Consider the following 17,538-nt stretch of genomic DNA (forward strand, 5'->3'; position numbering starts at 1 on the left):
GGCCGGCCACCAGGCCGAAAGCCAGGCTCAAAGCCAAGCCCAGAGCCAAGCCGAAAACCAAGCCGACAGCCAGGCCGAGCACCAGGCCGACCACCGGGGCGACCACCGGGGCGAAAAGCCAGGCCCACACAGCGTCTGACGCCATGCGCCCCACCCGTCTCTTCCTGACCGCCCTGCTGTCCGCAGCCTTGCTGGGCGCACCAGGGGCGGGGTGGGCGCAGGACCGGACCCAACGCTACTACCGCTGCGGCCCCAAAGGCCAGGACTTGCGCGACACCCCCTGCCCGGCCGGTGCGGCTGGCAGCGCGGTTGATCTGCCGGAAGACACGGTCACGCCCGATCAAGTGCGTGCGGCTCGTCAGCGCACTCAGCAGGAAGCCAGAGACCTGGACACGCTGCAGCGGGCCCGGGAGAAATCCGATGCGCAGGCGCGCACGGGGGCGGCGGGCATCAACGGGCTGAGCACCTTGCGGCCCAGCGCTGAACCAGCGTCGCGTCAGGCGCGGGACAAACCCAAGCCCAAGCCGCCGAAGGGGCCGGCAGCGCCGAAGCCCCCAAAGCAGCCGAAGCCGCCCAAAGAGCCCAAAGAGCCCAAAGAGCCCAAAGAGCCTAAGGAGTCTAAAGCCCCCAAGGCACCAAAAGCTCCCAAGACCCAGGAGTCGCAAAACGGGGCTCAGGCGTCCGACCCGCCCAAGCAGTCAGTTGGCGCCAGCAAACCCAAGGCACCCAAGAGCCCAAGGCGACCCAAAAATCCCGAGGCACTGGCGGAGGGCCAAGCACCGTAGCACCCGGTCCCAAGCCTCTACCTCTGCCTCTGCCTCTGCCTCTTCCTATTCCTCTGCCACTGTCCAGCCCCGACCCCCTGCCCGTTAGAATGCGCCTTGTTGGTGCTCGTGCAGGCATTGCGCCTGTGCAGTTAAACGGGAATCAGGAAGCCGATGCTCCATCGGAGCGTCAGCCAACCTGAGCTGTCCCCGCAACGGTAAGTGGCCGCCGGCCCTGCCGATCACAGGCACGCGTTGTGGCCGCCCTTTCTTGATGACGGGGCCTCTGGCCCGACGCGGGTCTGTGCTCAGCCTCCGGCACTGTCTGTCCTCATGTCCACTGGTGCTCGCACTGGGAAGGACGCAGGCATCGCGCCACCAGCCCGGATACCGGCCAACAGGAGGCCAGTTGCGCAAGCGGCTGGCCGTGTCACGGGTGCCTGCGGGGAAGCTGGCGTCCGTATCGCCTGCTGATTGCCTACATGTCCCGCTGTTTCCTGAGCGTCCGGCCCCGCGCCCGCTCGCTGCTTGCGCTTGCCCCTCTCACACTGGGCTGCACGCTGGCCGCTCATGCGCTCGCCGCTGACACGTCTGCTGCAGCTTCTGCGGTAGCCACCTCGGCTGTTTCGACAGCGGCTTCTAATGCGGCTTCTAATGCCGCTTCCTCGGCTGCTTCCACTGCTACTTCAACTGCTGCTTCTACTGCCGCCTCCATTTCGGCTCCCACCGTTGCTACGACAGCAGCTGTTGACGCCACACCGACCGACGTCGCCGCGAACGCCTCCCGCTCCACGAACACCACCTTGCCGCTTGCATCGCCGTCCCACAAGCTCGACGAAGTCACCGTCACCGGCTCCCGAAGCCCCATGCGCCTGGCCGATGTGCTGGGGGACCTGACCCTGATCAGCCGCGCCGACATCGAGAAGCAGGGCTATGGAAGCCTGCCGGATCTGCTGCGCAATGTGGCCGGCATAGAAATGACCCGCAACGGCAGCGCTGGCGCCAACACCAGCCTCTTTGTGCGCGGCGCCGAAACCCGTCACACCGTGGTGTTGATCGACGGCGTACGCATCGACTCCCAATCCACCGGCGGCGCGGACTGGCAGAACATTCCCCTGTCTCAGATCGACCGGGTCGAAGTACTCAAGGGCCCCGCCAGCGCCTTGTATGGCTCCGACGCCATCGGCGGCGTGGTGCAGATCTTCACCCGCCGCGGCAATGGCCGCACGCAGGTGGAACTGGGCATCGGTGCCGGCAACCTGGGCACCAGCCGAGCGGATGCCAGCATCACCGGGGGCACCCGCCAGTTCGACTATGCCGCCACCCTGGCGGTGGACCGCGGCACCGGCTTCAACAACTATGTACGCACCGGCACCAGCAGCTCCAATCCGGACAAGGACGGCTGGCGCAACTACAGCGGCAGCCTGCGGCTGGGCGGACAACTCAGCGCCGACCATCGCCTGGAGGCCGTGGCCTTCAAGAGCCGCACCAACAGCGCTTACGACGCCAGCAAAACGGCGGACGACCGCAACATCACCACCACCGAAGCCGGCCGCCTGGCCTGGACCGGGCAATGGTCGACCGCCCTCTCCACCGAGCTGAGCCTGTCCGAATCCCGTTCCGAGCTTGAAACCAAGCCGACGTCCCTCTACCTCACCCAGACCCGGCTGCGCACCGCCACACTGCAGAGCTTCTACCGGCTGGACGAGCATCAGCAGATCAACGCCCTGCTGGAACGGCGTGAAGACCGTTTGGTCAACGGCAGTCTGGTCCGCCAGGGCAAGGACACCCGCAGCGACAACGCCGTAGGCCTGAGCTATCTGCTCACCGCAGGCGCCGCCAGCCTGCAGGTGCATGGCCGGCATGACGATGACCAGCAGTTCGGCGGCGCCAACACCGGCACGCTGGCGGCGGGTTATCGGTTGGGCGCCGGCTGGCGGGCCACCGCTTCGGCCGGCAACGCCTTCCGCGCGCCCACGCTCTACCAGCGCGGCAGCATCTATGGTCCGGACCTCAGCCAGCCCGGCGTGGAGGCCCTGCGTCCCGAGCGGGCCCACAGCGGGGAACTGGGCCTTCACTGGTCCGACGACCGTTACGACCTCGGCATCACCACCTACCGCAACAAGGTGCGCGACCTGATCGCCTTTGGTGCGGCCGGCACCTGCCCCTCGAGCACCGGCTGTTATGGCAACGTCTCCCGCGCCACGCTGCGTGGCACCAGCCTGAAGGCCGGCGCCCAGCTCGGCATGGTGCATCTCAGCGGACATCTGGATTTCAGCGACCCGACCGACGACAGCACCGGCAACACCCTCATCCGCCGCGCACGCCGCTTCGGCAGCCTGCGGGCCGACACCCAACTGGCCGCATGGACCCTGGGCGCGACCTTGCAGGCGTCCGGTAAGCGCTGGAATGACGCCACCAACAAGACGCGTCTGGGCGGATATGGGCTCGTGAATCTCGACGTGCAACGCAGCATCACCCGGGACTGGCGGGTGCAGTTGAACATCGACAATGCCTTCAACCGCAGCTACCAGACAACCACCTACTACGCCCAGGCGCCACGCACCTGGATGCTGACCCTTCGGTATGCGCCTTCGTTCTGACTTCCACATCCCCACTGCACCGTGCCGGATTCCGGCCCGACAGCGGTAAGCCCAAGGACCTCTCTCATGGCGGCACATCAGCTCATCGTCGGCGGCCAGCGCAGCGGCAAGTCGCGGCAGGCCGAGCGGCTGGCGCAACGGTGGCTGGCCACGCCCGGTCACCAGGTCAGCATCATCGCCACCGCATTGGCCCATGACGAGGAGATGCGGCAGCGCATCGCACACCATCAGGCGGAGCGGCCCAAGGGCTTTGAAACGCTGGAGGAGCCCTTGCAGTTGAGCGAGGCCCTGCGGCAGCACGCCTCTCCCCGTCGCCTGTTGGTGGTGGACTGCCTGACGCTGTGGCTCACCAACTGGCTGATGCCGATGACCGGCGAGCCGCGCCTGGAGGACTGGCGCACCGAATGCGCCGCCTTGCAGCAGTTGCTGCCCTCCCTGTCTTCGCCGGTGATTTTTGTCTCCAACGAAGTGGGCTGGGGTGTGATGCCCATGGGGCGTGAGGTGCGGGCCTATGTGGATGAACTCGGCCGCCTCAACCAGCTGGTGGCACGCCAGTGCGCCGAACTGACCCTGATGGTGGCCGGCCAGCCTTGGACACGGCCGGTGGTGAAGGACAAGGAATGAAGCGTTTGTGTGATTGGCCGATGATGGCGACATCGATCCCGGCCTGCGCCGGGGTGCGGCCCCATGGGATTGCACAGGTGCTCCGAGGGATGCTCCAACGGGCCTTCCGACTCGTGCTCCTTCCACCAATTTCTCAGTCGATCGATGAGCGGATTCGTCAGCGGGTGAGCCCTCGGATCAGTCAGCGCATGACTCAGCGCATCCCGCAGTGGATCACCCAGGCGACGCCAGTTGCGCTGACAGGGGTCCTCGCCTGCCTGGTCGGCACCGCCGTCCACGCCGCGCCCATCACCCTCAAGGACGATCGCGGCAGCACCGTCACGCTGCCGGACACTCCCCGGCGCATCATCAGCCTGCTGCCTTCCCTCACCGAGACGGTCTGCGAGCTGGGCGACTGCGACAAGCTGGTGGGCGTCGACCGCTATTCCAACCACCCCGCCCGCACCCAGGCGCTGCCCAAGCTCGGTGGCCTGGACGACACCAGCATCGAGATGCTGGTCTCCCTGAAGCCGGACGTGGTGCTGCTGGGGGTGTCAGCCCGCGTGATCGATCGACTGGAGTCGCTGGGGCTGAAGGTCGTGGCGCTGGAACCCAGGAGCATGGCCGATGTGCAGCGCGTGCTGGGCAAGGTGGGCCAGGTGCTCAACCGGCCGGAAGAGGCGCGCCGCCTTTGGAACCGCATCGATGGCCATATTGCCCAGAGCGCCGCCACCCTGCCCCCAGCCGCACGCGGGCTGAGCGTGTATTACGAAGTGGACGCCGGCCCCTACGGCGCTGGCAGCAATTCCTTCATCGGTGAGATCCTCACCCGCCTGGGCGCCCGCAACATCCTGCCTCCGGAACTGGGGCCCTTCCCCAAGCTGAATCCTGAATTCATCGTCCGCGCCGATCCGCAGGTGATCATGATCGGGCAGCGCAATGCGCTGGGTCTGCCACAACGCCCGGGCTGGGCAGGCATTCGCGCGGTGAAGCAGCAGCGCATCTGCGTCTGGGTGCCGGCGGAATCGGATGTGCTGGTGCGCCCCGGCCCCCGCATGTCAGAAGCCGCCGCCCTGATGGCCCGCTGTCTGCGGGACGCTGCAGCCGGCCCGGTGGCCTGGCCCTCGGTGCCCTTCAATGCACCGCCCGGAGGCATGCGCTGATGCCTCCGATGAGCACCCGCACCACCATCCAGCTGGCGGCCCTCCTCCTGCTGGGGGCGGTGCTGCTGGGCCTCGGCCTGGCGGTTGGCAGCACGGGCTGGAGCCCCTGGTTCGGTGCGCATCAGGGCTGGCCGGATGAGACGATGCGCCAGATCCTCTGGGACATCCGCGCCCCTCGTTCCATCGGTGCCTGGCTGGCTGGCGCGCTGCTGGCGCTGGCGGGCGCCATGGCCCAGGGCCTGTTTCGCAATCCGCTGGCCGACCCCTACCTGCTGGGCTGCTCGGCCGGCGCATCACTCGGTGTGGCGGCTCTGCTCTTTGCCATCGGCCTGTCCCCCACCGCCACCGCGCTGGCGCTGCGCATTGGCATGACCGGCGCGGCCTTCAGCGGTGCGGTGCTGGCCGTGGTGCTCTCCTTGCTGCTGGCGCGCGGCGTCGAGCACGGGCTGCGCCTGCTGCTGGCCGGTGTGGTGGTGGGTGTCGTGCTTGGCTCCGGCGCGGCCCTGCTGACGCTGATCAATCCGGATGCGCTGCGCGCCATGCAGGCGTTCATGCTGGGCAGCACCGGGTTTGTGGGCTGGAGCGCCGTGCAGGTGATGGCTTCGGTGCTGGTGCTGTGCCTGCTGGTGGGCCTGGGCTGCAGCCGGGTGCTGGATGCGCTCACGCTGGGTGAAGACACCGCGCGATCGCTGGGCCAGCGGCTCACGCTGATTCGCTTGCTGCTGATTGCCGCGCTCTCGCTCGCGACCGGCGCAGCGGTGGCGCAGTGCGGACTCATTGCCTTTGTCGGACTGATTGCACCGCATCTGGTGCGCAGCTGGGGCCCCACCACCCATGGCGCCTTGCTGCTGTTGTCCCCGCTGACCGGCGGGGCGCTGCTGCTGAGCGCGGATATCGGCGCACGCTGGATGATGGCTCCGCAGGAGTTGCCGGTGGGCATCATCACCGCGCTGCTGGGCGGCAGCTACCTGCTGTGGCTGATGCATCGGCGTGGCAGCGCCTTGGGAGCCACGCGATGAGCCCGCGGCCTGACCTCCAGGTGGTGCGCAGCGTCAGCCCATCCGCTGCTGATCCGTCGGCCCGACTGACCCGTGCCCCCCGCCTGCGCATCGAGCTGCAGTCGCTCTTGCTGGGTGAGCGCCCGGTGCTGCAGCCGCTGAGCCTTTCGCCCGCCCCGCAGGAATGGACGGCCGTGGTGGGCCCCAACGGCGCGGGCAAGTCCACCCTGCTGCGTGCCATGGCCGGCCTGCTGCGCTTCCAGGGCAGCCTGACCCTGGACGATCGTGACTGGTCCTCCTGGCCCGCGCGTGAACGGGCCCGCCACCTGGCATGGCTGGGCCAGCACGAGACCACCGCCGAAGAGCTGACGGCCCTGGATGTGGTCATGCTGGGCCGCCTGCCGCATCAGCCCTGGCTCGCCCCTGCGAGCGAGGCCGACCATGCCGCCGTGTGGCACGCCATGCAGCAGACCCAAAGCTGGGAATGGCGACACCGTCCCTTGGGTCGCCTCTCCGGGGGCGAGCGTCAACGGGTGCTGCTGGCGCGTGCGCTGGCGGTGCAGTCCGGTGTGCTGCTGATGGACGAACCGCTGGCCCATCTGGACCCGCCGCATCAGAGCGACTGGGTGCAACTGGTGCGCGCACGTGTGGCCGAAGGGGCGGCCATCGTCAGCGTGCTGCATGAACTCAACATCGCCCTGCAGGCCGATCGCCTCGTGGTGATGGACCAGGGGCGCATCGTCCACCAGGGCGCTCCTCACGACCCCGCCACCCATGCTGCCCTGCAGACCGTGTTCCACCACCGGCTGCACATCCTGCAGGTGCAGGGCCGCTGGATCGCGCTCAACGCCTGAAGACCTGACCATGAGCTGCTCCATGCTTTTCATCAGTGCTCCGGCCTCCGGCCAGGGCAAGACCAGCATCACCGCCGCCATCGCGCGTTCGGCCGTGCGGCGCGGCCAGCGCGTGCGTGTCTTCAAGACCGGGCCGGACTATCTGGACCCGATGGTGCTGGCACGCGCCAGTGGACACCCGGTGTATCAGTTGGACCTGTTCATGGGCGGCGAGGACCACTGCCGCAGCCTGCTCACAACTGCCGCCGCGCAGGCTGACCTGGTCCTGGTGGAAGGGGTCATGGGCCTGTTTGACGGCGCCCCCAGCAGTGCCGACCTGGCGGCGCGTTTCGGGCTGCCCGTGCTGGTGGTGCTGGATGCTTCGGGCATGGCCCAGACCTTTGCCGCCGTGGCCACCGGCTTGGCCCGCTACCGCAGTGACATCCACGTGGCGGGCGTGGTGGCCAACCGGGTGGGTAGCCCGCACCATGCCCGCATGGTGGCGGAAGGCTTGCCGCCGGATCTGCCGCTGGTGGCCGCCCTGCAACGCCAGGAAGCACTGAGCCTGCCGGAGCGGCATCTGGGCCTGGTGCAGGCCCTGGAGCTGCCGGACATCGACGCCCGGCTGGACGCCTGGGCCGATGCCTGGGAGGCAGGCGAGGCGCTGGGCGTGGGGCTGAGCGCCATCCCTCACAGCCAGATCACCCAGTGCGCCGCCCCGCAGACGGATCCCTCGATCAACACCCGGTTCAGCAGCCCGTCCAGCGCCTCGTCCAGCGCCGCATTCAGCGACCGATTCAGCGCCCCATTCAGCGATCACCCGCTCGCGGAGACACCGCTGAGCGGCCTCCGCATCGCCGTCGCCCAGGACGCCTGCTTCTCCTTCATCTATCCCGCCAACCTCGACACCTTGCGCGCGCTCGGCGCAGAGGTGCTGTGCTTCTCTCCGCTGGCCGGGGAGTCGCTGCCGGCCTGCGATGGGCTGTGGCTGCCTGGCGGTTATCCGGAACTGCATGCAGCAGCCCTGCAGCAGCATGTCACCTTGTTCCCCAGCCTGCGCCAGCATCTGGAAGCCGGCAAGCCGCTGCTGGCCGAATGCGGCGGCATGCTGGTGCTGCTGGACACGCTCACCGATGCCGAGGGCCAGACGCATTCCATGGCCGGCCTGATGCCTGGCAGCGCGCGGTTGCAGCCCCGGCTGGCCGCGCTTGGCCTGCAGTCGGTGGACTGGCCCGAAGGCGCACTGCGCGGCCACAGTTTCCACTACTCCACCATGGAGACCCCGCTCACGCCCGTGGCTCGCGCCAGCAATCCCAATGGGGGCCGCACGGCCGAACCGCTCTATCAGCAGGGCGCGCTGCGGGCGAGCTACCTGCACCATTACTTCCCGTCCAACCCGGCCGCTGTGGCAGCCTTCTTCCAGTCGGTGGATGGCCACCGCGTCCGCCCGGCCTGATCCGGACGCGTTCTTTCAACCCCCTCTGCAACCCCTGCACCCCGCCCCCCCATGGAAATCGAACAACCGCCCGTCGATCGCGAACGCATCATCCCGTCCGGCGAGCGCCGGGGTCTGATCCTGGTTCACACCGGCAACGGCAAGGGCAAGAGCACGGCCGCCTTCGGCCTGGCCTTGCGGGCCCATGGGCGCGGCAAGCTGGTGAAGATCTACCAGTTCATGAAGGTGCCCAGCGCCCGCTTTGGAGAACATCGGATGTTCGAGACCCTCGGCATTCCCATCGAAGGCCTGGGTGACGGTTTCTCCTGGAAGAGCAAGGACCTGGAGCATTCGGCTCAGTTGGCGCGGGACGGCTGGGAACGCGCCAAGGCCACCATCGACGCGGGTGAGCACTTTCTGGTGGTGCTGGACGAGATCATGTACCCGCTCCGGTATGGCTGGCTGCCACTGGAGCCGGTGCTGCAGACGCTGAAGGATCGCCCCTCGCATGTGCATGTGGTGCTGACCGGCCGCAATGCGCCGCAGGAACTGGTCGACCTGGCGGACACGGTCACCGAGATGACCCAGGTGAAGCATCACTTCACCGCAGGCGTGCCCGCGCAGCGCGGCATCGAAGATTGACGCGGAGCAGATGATGACCTCCACCCCCGTGTGGCTCCCGTTGCTGTTGCCCCTGGCCATGCTGGTGGCGATGGCAGTGGACCGCCTGTGGGGCGAGCCGCCAGTGCGGCTCCATCCGGTGGTGGCCATGGGCCGATATCTGGGCCTGTGGCGGCAGTGGCTGCAGTCACGCTCGCCAGGTGGCGCCTTTGTGGGCGGCGCCGTCGCCTGGCTGCTGGGCGCTGCCGTGGTGGTGGGCCTGGCGCTGGGCGCGGAATGGCTGGTCTGGCACCTGATCGCCCCCTGGTCCGGCATGGGGCCGATGCTGCTGGCGGCGGGGGTGCTGGGCCTGCTGCTCAAGCCCATGCTGGCCTGGCGCATGCTGCGAGAGGAAGTGGCGGCGGTGGAAACCGCGCTGGCGCAGTCGTTGGACGCAGGCCAACAGCAGCTCTCGCGCTTGGTGAGCCGGGACACTACGGTGCTGACCGCCACCGAAGTGCGTGAAACCGCCATCGAGACCCTCGCGGAAAACCTCAACGATTCGGTGGTGGCCCCGCTGTTCTGGTTTGCGGTGGCGGGCCTGCCGGGAGCAGCGCTCTATCGCTTTGCCAACACCGCCGATGCGATGTGGGGCTATCGGGGCCCGTGGGAATGGGCCGGCAAATGGGCGGCGCGCGTGGACGACCTCTTGTCCTATCTGCCTGCCCGGCTGACCGGCCTGATGCTGGTGGCTTGGCGGCCCGGCCTGCTGCGCCCGCTGTGGCGGGAAGCCGGGCAGACGCCGTCGCCCAATGGCGGCTGGCCGATGGGCGCCATGGCGCTGCGCCTGGATCGGCGTTTGACCAAGCCGGGGCACTATCAACTCCATGCGGCAGGCGCAGCGGTCCAGGCAGCGGACATGGCCGCCGCCCAGCGCCTGGCCAGCGGGGCCCTGGTGGGTTGTGTGAGTGTCCTGGCCGTCTGGGCGGCCGGCATGAGGGGCCTGACACCATGGTGACCGACGCCACACGCCCTTCCGACCATGGCGGCACCGATGCTGGCCCGCCGGTGCACTACGACTTCTCGACCAATGCGCATCCGCTGGGCCCGCCCCCGGCGGTGCTGGATGCCGTGCTGGCGGCAGACCGTCAGCGGTATCCCGACCCGACCTACACCGCACTGCGGGCCCATCTGGCCGACTGGCATGCGGTGAGCGCGGACCGTGTCCTGCCGACCGCTGGCGGCGCGGAAGCCATCCGCCGGATCAGCCTGGCCGCCCTGCTGGCGGGTGTGACACGTGTGTGTGTGCCACAACCGGGTTTCGGCGACTACCAGGTGGCCGCACTGACACTGGGACTGGCGGTGGTGGGCTACCGGAATCGCCAGGAGCTGGTTCAGACGATGGACCGCCCCTGCCTGGTCTGGATCTGCGACCCCTGCAATCCCACCGGCAGCACCCTGAATGCGGCCGACTGGGCCGCCCTCGACGAGGCGCAGCGTGCCTCCGGCAGCCATGTGGTGGTGGACCAGGCGTATGAGCCGCTGCGGCTGCGGGGTGCTTCGTCCCTGCCGCCGTCGCAGGCGGACCGGCTCTGGCGCCTGATCTGCCCCAACAAGGCGCTGGGCCTGACCGGCGTGCGGGCGGCCTATCTGCTGGCACCGGTCGTCGACGACTGGCGCCCGCGTGTGCAATCGCTGGCGGCCAGCTGGGTGCTGTCAGCCGAGGGGGAAGCCCTGCTGCGCGCCTGGGCCCAGTCGGAGGTTCAAGAGGAACTGGCCGAGTCCCACCGCGTGTTGCTCGAATGGGTGCAGGACCAGCAGTTGCGGCTGGCCACCTGGGGCTTTGAGGCCCTGGCCGGCAGCGTGACGCCGTTCTGGATGGCGCGTCTGCCGGAGTTGGATGCGAGAACAGACCTGGACCTCGATCCGGCGCTGGATCTGAACCTGGACCTGGGGGCGGTGCGGCAGCTGGTGCTGCCGACGCCCCCTCCGTCTGCCACGCCCCCCAGCCCACCCTCGCCCTCACCTTCACCTTCACCCATCGCCCCACCGCCCCCCGCTGCGATCCCTGCGATGCAACCCGCTCGCCTGCTACCGACCACACCAGCCGCTCTGCTGCAGGCCCTGCGCCTGCACGGCATCAAGCTGCGTGACGCCAGTTCCTTCGGCTACCCGGGTTGGGTGCGGCTGTCAGTGCAGACGCCCCAGGCGCTGCTGGCCCTGATGAGTGCGCTGCATCAGGTGCTGGGCCCTCACCATGTTTCCCGTCGGCGCAGTGAAGCCCCTTCGCTGCCGCCCACCCTTGATTCCCCGGAGGATCCCGCGTGACCGTCCCCCCCGACACCTGCACCGCAGGCGCTGGTGATTCAGCCCACCACGCTGGCATGGACACACCCGCCCCCATTCGCCCGGGCACCCGTGGCCGCGCGGTGATGGTGCTGGGCACGACCAGTGGCGCTGGCAAGAGCTTCCTGACGACCGCGCTGTGCCGCTGGTATGCCCGCCAGGGTCTGCGGGTGGCGCCGTTCAAGGCGCAGAACATGAGCAACAACGCCCGTGTGGTGCCCGGTCTGAACGGGCGCATGGGAGAAATCGGATCCGCTCAGTATTTCCAGGCCCTGGCGGCACGTGCCCGTCCGGACGTACACATGAACCCGGTGCTGCTCAAGCCGGAAAAGGACACCACTTCGCAAGTGGTGGTGATGGGCGAGGTGGACGAGGCGCTGACCCGGGCGCCATGGCGCGCCCGCAGCGAATCCCTGTGGGCCCATGCCCGCACAGCGCTGCAGGCACTGCTGGCACAGAACGATGTGGTGGTGATTGAAGGGGCTGGTTCACCGGCCGAGATCAACCTGCATGCCAGCGATTACGTGAACATGCGCACCGCCCTGGCCGCCGATGCCGCCTGCCTGCTGGTGAGCGACATCGATCGCGGCGGAGCCTTTGCCCATCTGTTCGGCACGCACCAATTGCTGCCGGTGCATGAGCGTGCCTTGATCCGGGGCTTTGTGCTGAACCGATTCCGGGGCGATGCCACCTTGCTGGCCCCCGGCCCGGAGATGCTGCAATCCCTCACCGGCGTGCCGACCGTGGCCACGCTGCCGATGTGGCGCGGCCATGGCCTGCCGGAAGAGGACGGCGTCTTTGACGACCGCAGCACCGGCACCGGCAGTCATTGCCGGGTGGCAGTGGTGGCCTATCCACGCCTGTCCAACCTGGACGAATTCCAGCCGCTGCGCCAGTTGGACGGGGTGCGCCTGGTGTGGGCCCGCACGCCAGCGGATCTGATGGATGCCGACTGGATCATCCTGCCCGGCTCCAAGGCGGTGGCGGCGGATCTGGCCTGGCTGCGCGAGCAGCGCCTGGACCGCCGCATTGCCGACCATGCGGCCGCCGGCCGTCCGGTGCTGGGCATCTGCGGCGGGCTGCAGATGCTGGGCGAGGCCCTGATCGATCCCCACGGCCTGGACGGGAATGCGCCCGGCCTGGGCCTGCTGCCGCTGGTGACGCAATTCGAGCGCGACAAGCTGCTGCGCGACACCCAGGCGCAATTCGTCGCTTCGATGACCGGCCCGTGGGCCGCCCTGAGCGGCCTTCAGGCACAGGGTTATGAGATTCACCATGGCCGCACGGCTCAGCACCCCTCGCTCGCGGCGGCCACGCCGGTGCTGCAAGATGACCGTGGCGAGGTCATCGGCTGGCAGCAGGGCCCTGTGCTGGGCCATTACCTGCACGGCATGTTTGAAGACGAGCGCCTGCTCACGGCGCTGTTCCAGCGTCCGGTCCGGCCTCTGGAGCAGGTGTTTGATGAACTGGCCGACTATGTGGACCAGCATTTCGCGCCCGGAGTTCTGGCGGGCTTGCTCAACCCTGTGCCCCCCTCCAACGCCCCACCGCCCCTGCCCCTTCTGCCCCTCCTGCCGGAATGTCCCGCCCCCCATGACATTCCTGCGGCTCCCGATTCCTTACTTCGTCACCGTCATGACCACCGCTGAAGAACTGATTCCCACCATTGCGTCGCTGCAGGACAGTGCCCTGGCCGCCCGGCTGCAGCACCGCATCGATCGCAAGACCAAGCCGCTGGGCTCGCTCGGCCGCCTGGAAGACCTGATGCTGCGGCTGGGGGTGATCCTGGGCACCGAGACACCCGCGCTGGTGGAGCCGCAGATGATGGTGTTTGCGGCCGACCACGGCATTGCCGCCCACGGGGTGTCTGCCTTTCCGCCGGAGGTGACCTGGCAGATGGTGGAGAACTTCCTGTCCGGAGGCGCCGCCGTGTCGGTGCTGGCCCACCAGCATGGGCTGGCGCTGAGCGTGGTGGATGCAGGCGTGAAGCATTTGTTCCAACCGCGCGCCGGCCTGCTGATCGCCAAGATCGCCATGGGCTCAGGGGACATGCTGGCCGGCCCGGCCATGACCACCGACCAATGCGCCACCGCCGTGGCCGCCGGCAAGACCTTGCTGCAGAAGCGTCCCGGCAATGTGCTGCTGCTGGGTGAAATGGGCATTGGCAATACCTCGTCGGCGGCGCTGCTGTTGTCGCGTCTGGGGGGATATCCGCTGGTCGATTGCGTGGGCCGCGGTACAGGGCTGGATGATGCGCAGCTCAAGCACAAGCTGGACGTGCTGACACGCGCCCTGCAGCGCCATCCTCGCGCCACCGAGCCGCTGGCGGCACTGGCTGCGCTGGGCGGCCTGGAGATCGCGATGATGGTGGGGGCGGTCCTGCAGGCGGCGCTGGAACGGCGTGTGATCGTGGTGGACGGCTTCATCACCGGTGCCGCCGTGCTGGTGGCCTCGCGGCTGCAACCGGCGGTGCTGGAGCGTTGCGTGTTTGCCCATCGCTCGCAGGAGGTGGGCCACCGGCTGATGCTGGAATCGCTCAAAGCGCAACCGCTGCTGGATCTGGGCCTGCGCCTGGGCGAAGGCTCCGGCGCCGCACTGGCCTGGCCGCTGCTGGTGTCGGCCTGCCAGGTGCTGTCCGACATGGCCAGCTTTGACAGCGCCGGGGTGAGCGACAGGCACTGACACCGTCATCCTCAACATTGAGGATGCCCTGAGCGTGGCGCGGGCCTCAGGCTTCTTGCTGTGCCGCACCGTACGTCGATACGGTGTGAAGCCATCTCAGGGAGTGTCATGAAGAGTTCCATCAGCAACCTGGTCCCACGGTTTGAACGGTGGGCTCGGCTCGCGCCGTTGGCCCTTGCGCTGACACTGGGCATGGGCTCCGCCCTGGCCCAATTCAACCGACCGCCGGATTCCTTCCAGAGCGTGACGGTGACGGCGGGCGGCAACAGCCAGAGTGATGGATCCACCGGCAGCGGCAGCGCACCGTCGTCGGCCTTTGCGGCGGTGATCGGCGGGGGCGCTGGGGAACCTTCCGTCTCCAGCGCCTTTGCCACCACCACCCTGGGGGTGGGGTCGGTGTCGGGGTCCCTGGGCACGGCCTTCGCCGGCCCGGGGTCCGCGTCCGCACGGGCCGAGGCCTATCTGGGCGACGGGCTGACCCTGAACGCCAACACCACCGAGGGTGTTGCACGGCTGCACTTCAGCGTGATGCTGCTGGGCACCAGCGAGACGTTCCTGGATTCGACCGCCGTGCCGGGGGGTGTGCAGGGCAAGGCGGGTGATCTGAACACGCTGTTTGTGCTGGGCATCGATGATCACTTCGCGTCCTGGGACACCTACAAGACACTGAATTACGACGGCTCGACCCTGCTGGAAAGTTATCAGACCGGCAGCGGGCCGAATGGCCGGACCTATGGGGTGTTCAATTTCGTCGCCGAGCTTCCGCTGGGTTATGAGGTGCCGCTGGACTTCTACATGCTGCTGACCAGCGATCTGAACGCTGCCGGCATCTCGACCAACGGCGCGGCCTACACCGATGAATCCCCCGGGCTCTATTGGAATGGCATCTCCCAGGTGACGGCGCGGGACGGCACGGTGCTGGATTACTCGGTGTCGTCGCGCACCGGGGTCAACTATCTGTTGTCGGTGGCCCCGTTGGTGACACCGGAACCAGCCACCTGGCTGCTGGCCCTGGCCGGATTGCTGCCCTTGATGCTCTGGCGGCAGCGGGCGGCACGTGATGCCGCGCAGGCAGCGGAATGGCCGCAGAACCCCTGACGAGGGGCGATCGATCGACCGGCGTCCGGACGATCGGCGCAATGACTGGGCACACTAGGTCGACAACCAGCGGCTAATCAGCCGGGTGTAGCGCGGCATGATCACGTAGGTCATCAAGCCCACCGTGATGGTGGCCACCGACAGGTTGCCGGCCAAGCGCCCCCAGGGGCTGGGCAGCCATTCATGGAACTGGGGCGCCAGCCACCCGCCCAGCAGGGACGTGAGCGGAAAGATGACCGACAGGGTCGCCAGCGCCTGCTTGAGTCGGCGTGGGGGCGGCACCGACGCGGGTGACTCAAACCAGAATTCGAGGCCGGTCACCGTTTTCACTTCCTCCGGCGCGTCCAGCAGCGGTTGCACCTGCTGCAGCAAGGCTTGCCGCGCTTCGGAGCCGAACCAGTCCTCGGCATGGGCCAGGGTGTCGAAGTGGATGGTGATGGTGTAGTCCAGCGCACCAGGCCCGGGCGGCACGATCTGCACACCACGATGGCCCGGAAAGCGGCCCGCAATCGGGATGACTTCACGCAGCCAGGCCTCGTAGGCGGGGCGGTGGTCGGCGCGCACCCGCTGGCGAATGACGGCAGTGATCATGTCCGGGCGCGGCAAGGCGCGGGCGGCCACTTGCGGCAGCGCGGCCGTCCGCAGCGACGGCTGGCGGTCGTCCGTGCCGTGGCCGTCGGCGTCAGGGAGAGTCGGGTTCATCGCCGGATCGTGCATCGGGATCGGCACATCGCCCACCCCAGGATGGAGGAGGCGGGTCTTCCACTGGCGGGGATGCCATTCACCCATCCCGCATGCGGCACAGGCCCCGACAACAAAACGGGGACGTCCCGGCTGGGCACGTCCCCGTGGGCTCCACAGTCGGGCACCTCATCGGCATGCCCCCTCACTGGCGGGCGATGCTGAATTCAGCGCCTGGTTGCAGCGCTGCGGCAACTCAACTGCAGCTCAGTTGCAGCTCAAGGTCGCCAGCGACTTGCCGGCGCCCGCCACGCTGGGCAGCTTGGCTTTCACACAAGCGGCATCATGCGGGGTGTAGCTGTAGGGAATGCCCACCGGGAAGGTGGCGGTGCTGACCCAGTCCGTGGCGTCGCGGGTGGGCGACGAATCGCTGGCCACCCACTTGATGCCGTAGGTGGCAAAGTCGGCCTTGGACTTGATGTTGTTGTTGCGCAGTTCCCAATAACCGATGGCCGAGCTGTCACGCGAGGTGACCGGGTTCTGCGAGTTCTCGAAGTAGTTGGCCTCGATCAGAGAATAACCACCCATGCGGATGTTGGCGCCGGAGGTGACGATGTTGGAGAACAGGTTGTTGTAGATGTGGGTGTAGCCGCCACGTTGCAGCGGCACGCGCGACCCGACGTTGTAGTAGTAGTTGTGGTGGAAGGTGATGTAGCGGTCGCTGGCATCACTGTCGCTGGAGCCGATGAGGCCGACCTTGTGGTGGTCGTGGATGTAGTTGTAGCTGTAGGTCAGGTGGTGTGCACCGGCCTTGTTGTCCACCAGGCCGTCAAACTCGAGGTCACCCGCACCGGAGCATTCGGCCAGCGAGCTGAACAAGGTGTTGTGGTCCACCCAGATGTAGCCCGGATACTTGCCGCTTTGGCCTTCGATGCCGATGGCATCGATGGAACCCGGCAGCAGGCCGATGGTCATGTTGCGGATGATGATGTTGCTGGCCGCCGCCTTGATCGCGAGGCCAAAGTTGGCCGCAGAACCGTCCACGCCCTGGATGGTGATGTCGCTCTTGTTCTTGATTTCAACAATCGCGCCAGCCGCCTTCTTCCACTGGGTGCAGGGGTCGGGGATGGTGTTGAAATCGAAGGTACCGCTGTAGTTGATCACCAGACCACCGGTACCGCTGTAGCTGTCGATGGCCGCCTGCATGGCGGCTGCGGTCGTCACGGTCACAGGCGTCTTGCTGCCACCACCGGTCACGGTGCCGGCAAAGCCGCCGCTGGCGCCCGAAGGGGCCGGAGCCGGAGCGGGAGCAGGCGACGGAGCCGGAGCCGGGGAAGGAGCGGGGGCCGGGGACGGTGCCGGAGCCGGAGAAGGTGCAGGAGCAGTGGTCTCAGGACCCACAGCGCATTTTTCAGCCTTGCCGCTGTTGGGATCCGCATTGCCAAAATTGGCACTGGTACAGGCAATGGAAGTGCCGGTGAAGGTCTTCAACACCCACTTGTCCTTCAGGCCAAACGACACCTGACGCGTGGTGCTGGTAGAGCCGAGCTTGCAGGTGCCGCCTTCATCAGCGCACTTGGAGAAACCAGACGGCCAGTCCGCCGCAAAGGCAGCAGGGGCCATGGCGCCACAGGCGATGGCGATCAGCGCCAGACGGTGGCGCGGTTGCATTGCTTTCATGAAAACTCCCAGAGTGCTTCGTTTCATTGATCCGCCCACGCTCGCGCCGACC

Annotated in this window: 15 protein-coding genes, 1 pseudogene and 1 riboswitch; of the genes and pseudogenes, 13 read left to right on the top strand and 3 right to left on the bottom strand. The window is 67.8% G+C overall.

Translation table 11 applies throughout. The features are described 5' to 3' along the window. The first annotated feature begins 143 nt into the window (after positions 1–143). Positions 144–785, top strand: coding sequence for a hypothetical protein (locus OU995_RS27075; protein ID WP_267833250.1), 642 nt, complete (start codon positions 144–146; stop codon positions 783–785). An 83-nt stretch (positions 786–868) separates the two neighbouring features. Next, positions 869–1,178, top strand: a riboswitch (cobalamin riboswitch). Positions 1,179–1,332: 154 nt separating this feature from the next. On the opposite strand, the gene OU995_RS27080 is transcribed toward OU995_RS27075, so the two are convergent. Next, a complete protein-coding gene (locus OU995_RS27080; protein ID WP_267833251.1) occupies positions 1,333–1,614 on the bottom strand; it encodes a hypothetical protein in 282 nt (93 codons plus the stop codon). A 16-nt stretch (positions 1,615–1,630) separates the two neighbouring features. Between OU995_RS27080 and OU995_RS27085 the strand changes: the two genes are divergently transcribed. The 12 genes and pseudogenes from OU995_RS27085 to OU995_RS27140 all read left to right on the top strand — a co-directional run bounded on the left by OU995_RS27085 (position 1,631) and on the right by OU995_RS27140 (position 15,125). After that, positions 1,631–3,367 carry a TonB-dependent receptor plug domain-containing protein gene (locus OU995_RS27085; protein ID WP_267833252.1) on the top strand — a complete coding sequence of 579 codons (1,737 nt, stop codon included), beginning with the start codon at positions 1,631–1,633 and terminating at the stop codon, positions 3,365–3,367. A 66-nt stretch (positions 3,368–3,433) separates the two neighbouring features. Continuing rightward, positions 3,434–3,991 carry a bifunctional adenosylcobinamide kinase/adenosylcobinamide-phosphate guanylyltransferase gene (gene cobU, locus OU995_RS27090; protein WP_267833253.1) on the top strand — a complete coding sequence of 186 codons (558 nt, stop codon included), beginning with the start codon at positions 3,434–3,436 and terminating at the stop codon, positions 3,989–3,991. A 188-nt stretch (positions 3,992–4,179) separates the two neighbouring features. Continuing rightward, the gene (locus OU995_RS27095) at positions 4,180–5,133 is read left to right on the top strand and encodes an ABC transporter substrate-binding protein (RefSeq protein ID WP_267833254.1); all 954 of its coding nucleotides are present in this window, start codon (positions 4,180–4,182) and stop codon (positions 5,131–5,133) included. Positions 5,134–5,141: 8 nt separating this feature from the next. Next, complete coding sequence (locus tag OU995_RS27100) at positions 5,142–6,152, top strand: FecCD family ABC transporter permease (protein WP_267833255.1); 1,011 nt, start codon at positions 5,142–5,144, stop codon at positions 6,150–6,152. After that, positions 6,149–6,985 (top strand): ABC transporter ATP-binding protein, encoded by an 837-nt coding sequence (locus tag OU995_RS27105; protein ID WP_267833256.1) that lies wholly within the window; start codon positions 6,149–6,151, stop codon positions 6,983–6,985. Before OU995_RS27100 ends, OU995_RS27105 begins: the two co-directional genes overlap by 4 nt. 22 nt (positions 6,986–7,007) lie before the next feature. After that, positions 7,008–8,420, top strand: coding sequence for a cobyrinate a,c-diamide synthase (locus tag OU995_RS27110; RefSeq protein WP_267833257.1), 1,413 nt, complete (start codon positions 7,008–7,010; stop codon positions 8,418–8,420). A 51-nt stretch (positions 8,421–8,471) separates the two neighbouring features. Next, positions 8,472–9,041, top strand: a complete 570-nt coding sequence (gene cobO, locus OU995_RS27115; protein ID WP_267833258.1) for a cob(I)yrinic acid a,c-diamide adenosyltransferase — start codon at positions 8,472–8,474, stop codon at positions 9,039–9,041. 10 nt (positions 9,042–9,051) lie between these two features. Next, the gene (cbiB, locus tag OU995_RS27120; protein ID WP_420714780.1) at positions 9,052–10,017 is read left to right on the top strand and encodes an adenosylcobinamide-phosphate synthase CbiB; all 966 of its coding nucleotides are present in this window, start codon (positions 9,052–9,054) and stop codon (positions 10,015–10,017) included. Then, complete coding sequence (locus tag OU995_RS27125) at positions 10,011–11,327, top strand: aminotransferase class I/II-fold pyridoxal phosphate-dependent enzyme (protein ID WP_267833260.1); 1,317 nt, start codon at positions 10,011–10,013, stop codon at positions 11,325–11,327. Before cbiB ends, OU995_RS27125 begins: the two co-directional genes overlap by 7 nt. Positions 11,328–11,383: 56 nt before the next feature. Beyond that, positions 11,384–12,865, top strand: a pseudogene (locus tag OU995_RS27130) (cobyric acid synthase); the annotation flags it as partial. A 115-nt stretch (positions 12,866–12,980) separates the two neighbouring features. Further along, a complete protein-coding gene (gene cobT / locus OU995_RS27135; RefSeq protein ID WP_267833261.1) occupies positions 12,981–14,027 on the top strand; it encodes a nicotinate-nucleotide--dimethylbenzimidazole phosphoribosyltransferase in 1,047 nt (348 codons plus the stop codon). A gap of 108 nt (positions 14,028–14,135) precedes the next feature. Then, complete coding sequence (locus OU995_RS27140) at positions 14,136–15,125, top strand: hypothetical protein (protein WP_267833262.1); 990 nt, start codon at positions 14,136–14,138, stop codon at positions 15,123–15,125. Between the two features lie 54 nt (positions 15,126–15,179). Here the strand turns inward: OU995_RS27140 and OU995_RS27145 are convergent, their stop codons facing one another. Together OU995_RS27145 and OU995_RS27150 are read right to left on the bottom strand one after the other, a co-directional pair. After that, positions 15,180–15,827: an antibiotic biosynthesis monooxygenase gene (locus tag OU995_RS27145; protein WP_267833263.1), complete on the bottom strand. Its 648-nt coding sequence runs from the start codon at positions 15,825–15,827 to the stop codon at positions 15,180–15,182. Positions 15,828–16,073: 246 nt separating this feature from the next. Then, a complete protein-coding gene (locus tag OU995_RS27150) occupies positions 16,074–17,486 on the bottom strand; it encodes a pectate lyase family protein (protein ID WP_267833264.1) in 1,413 nt (470 codons plus the stop codon). Positions 17,487–17,538: the final 52 nt, after the last annotated feature.

It is taken from the genome of Roseateles sp. SL47 (genome assembly GCF_026625885.1).
Lineage (GTDB): Bacteria > Pseudomonadota > Gammaproteobacteria > Burkholderiales > Burkholderiaceae_C > Roseateles.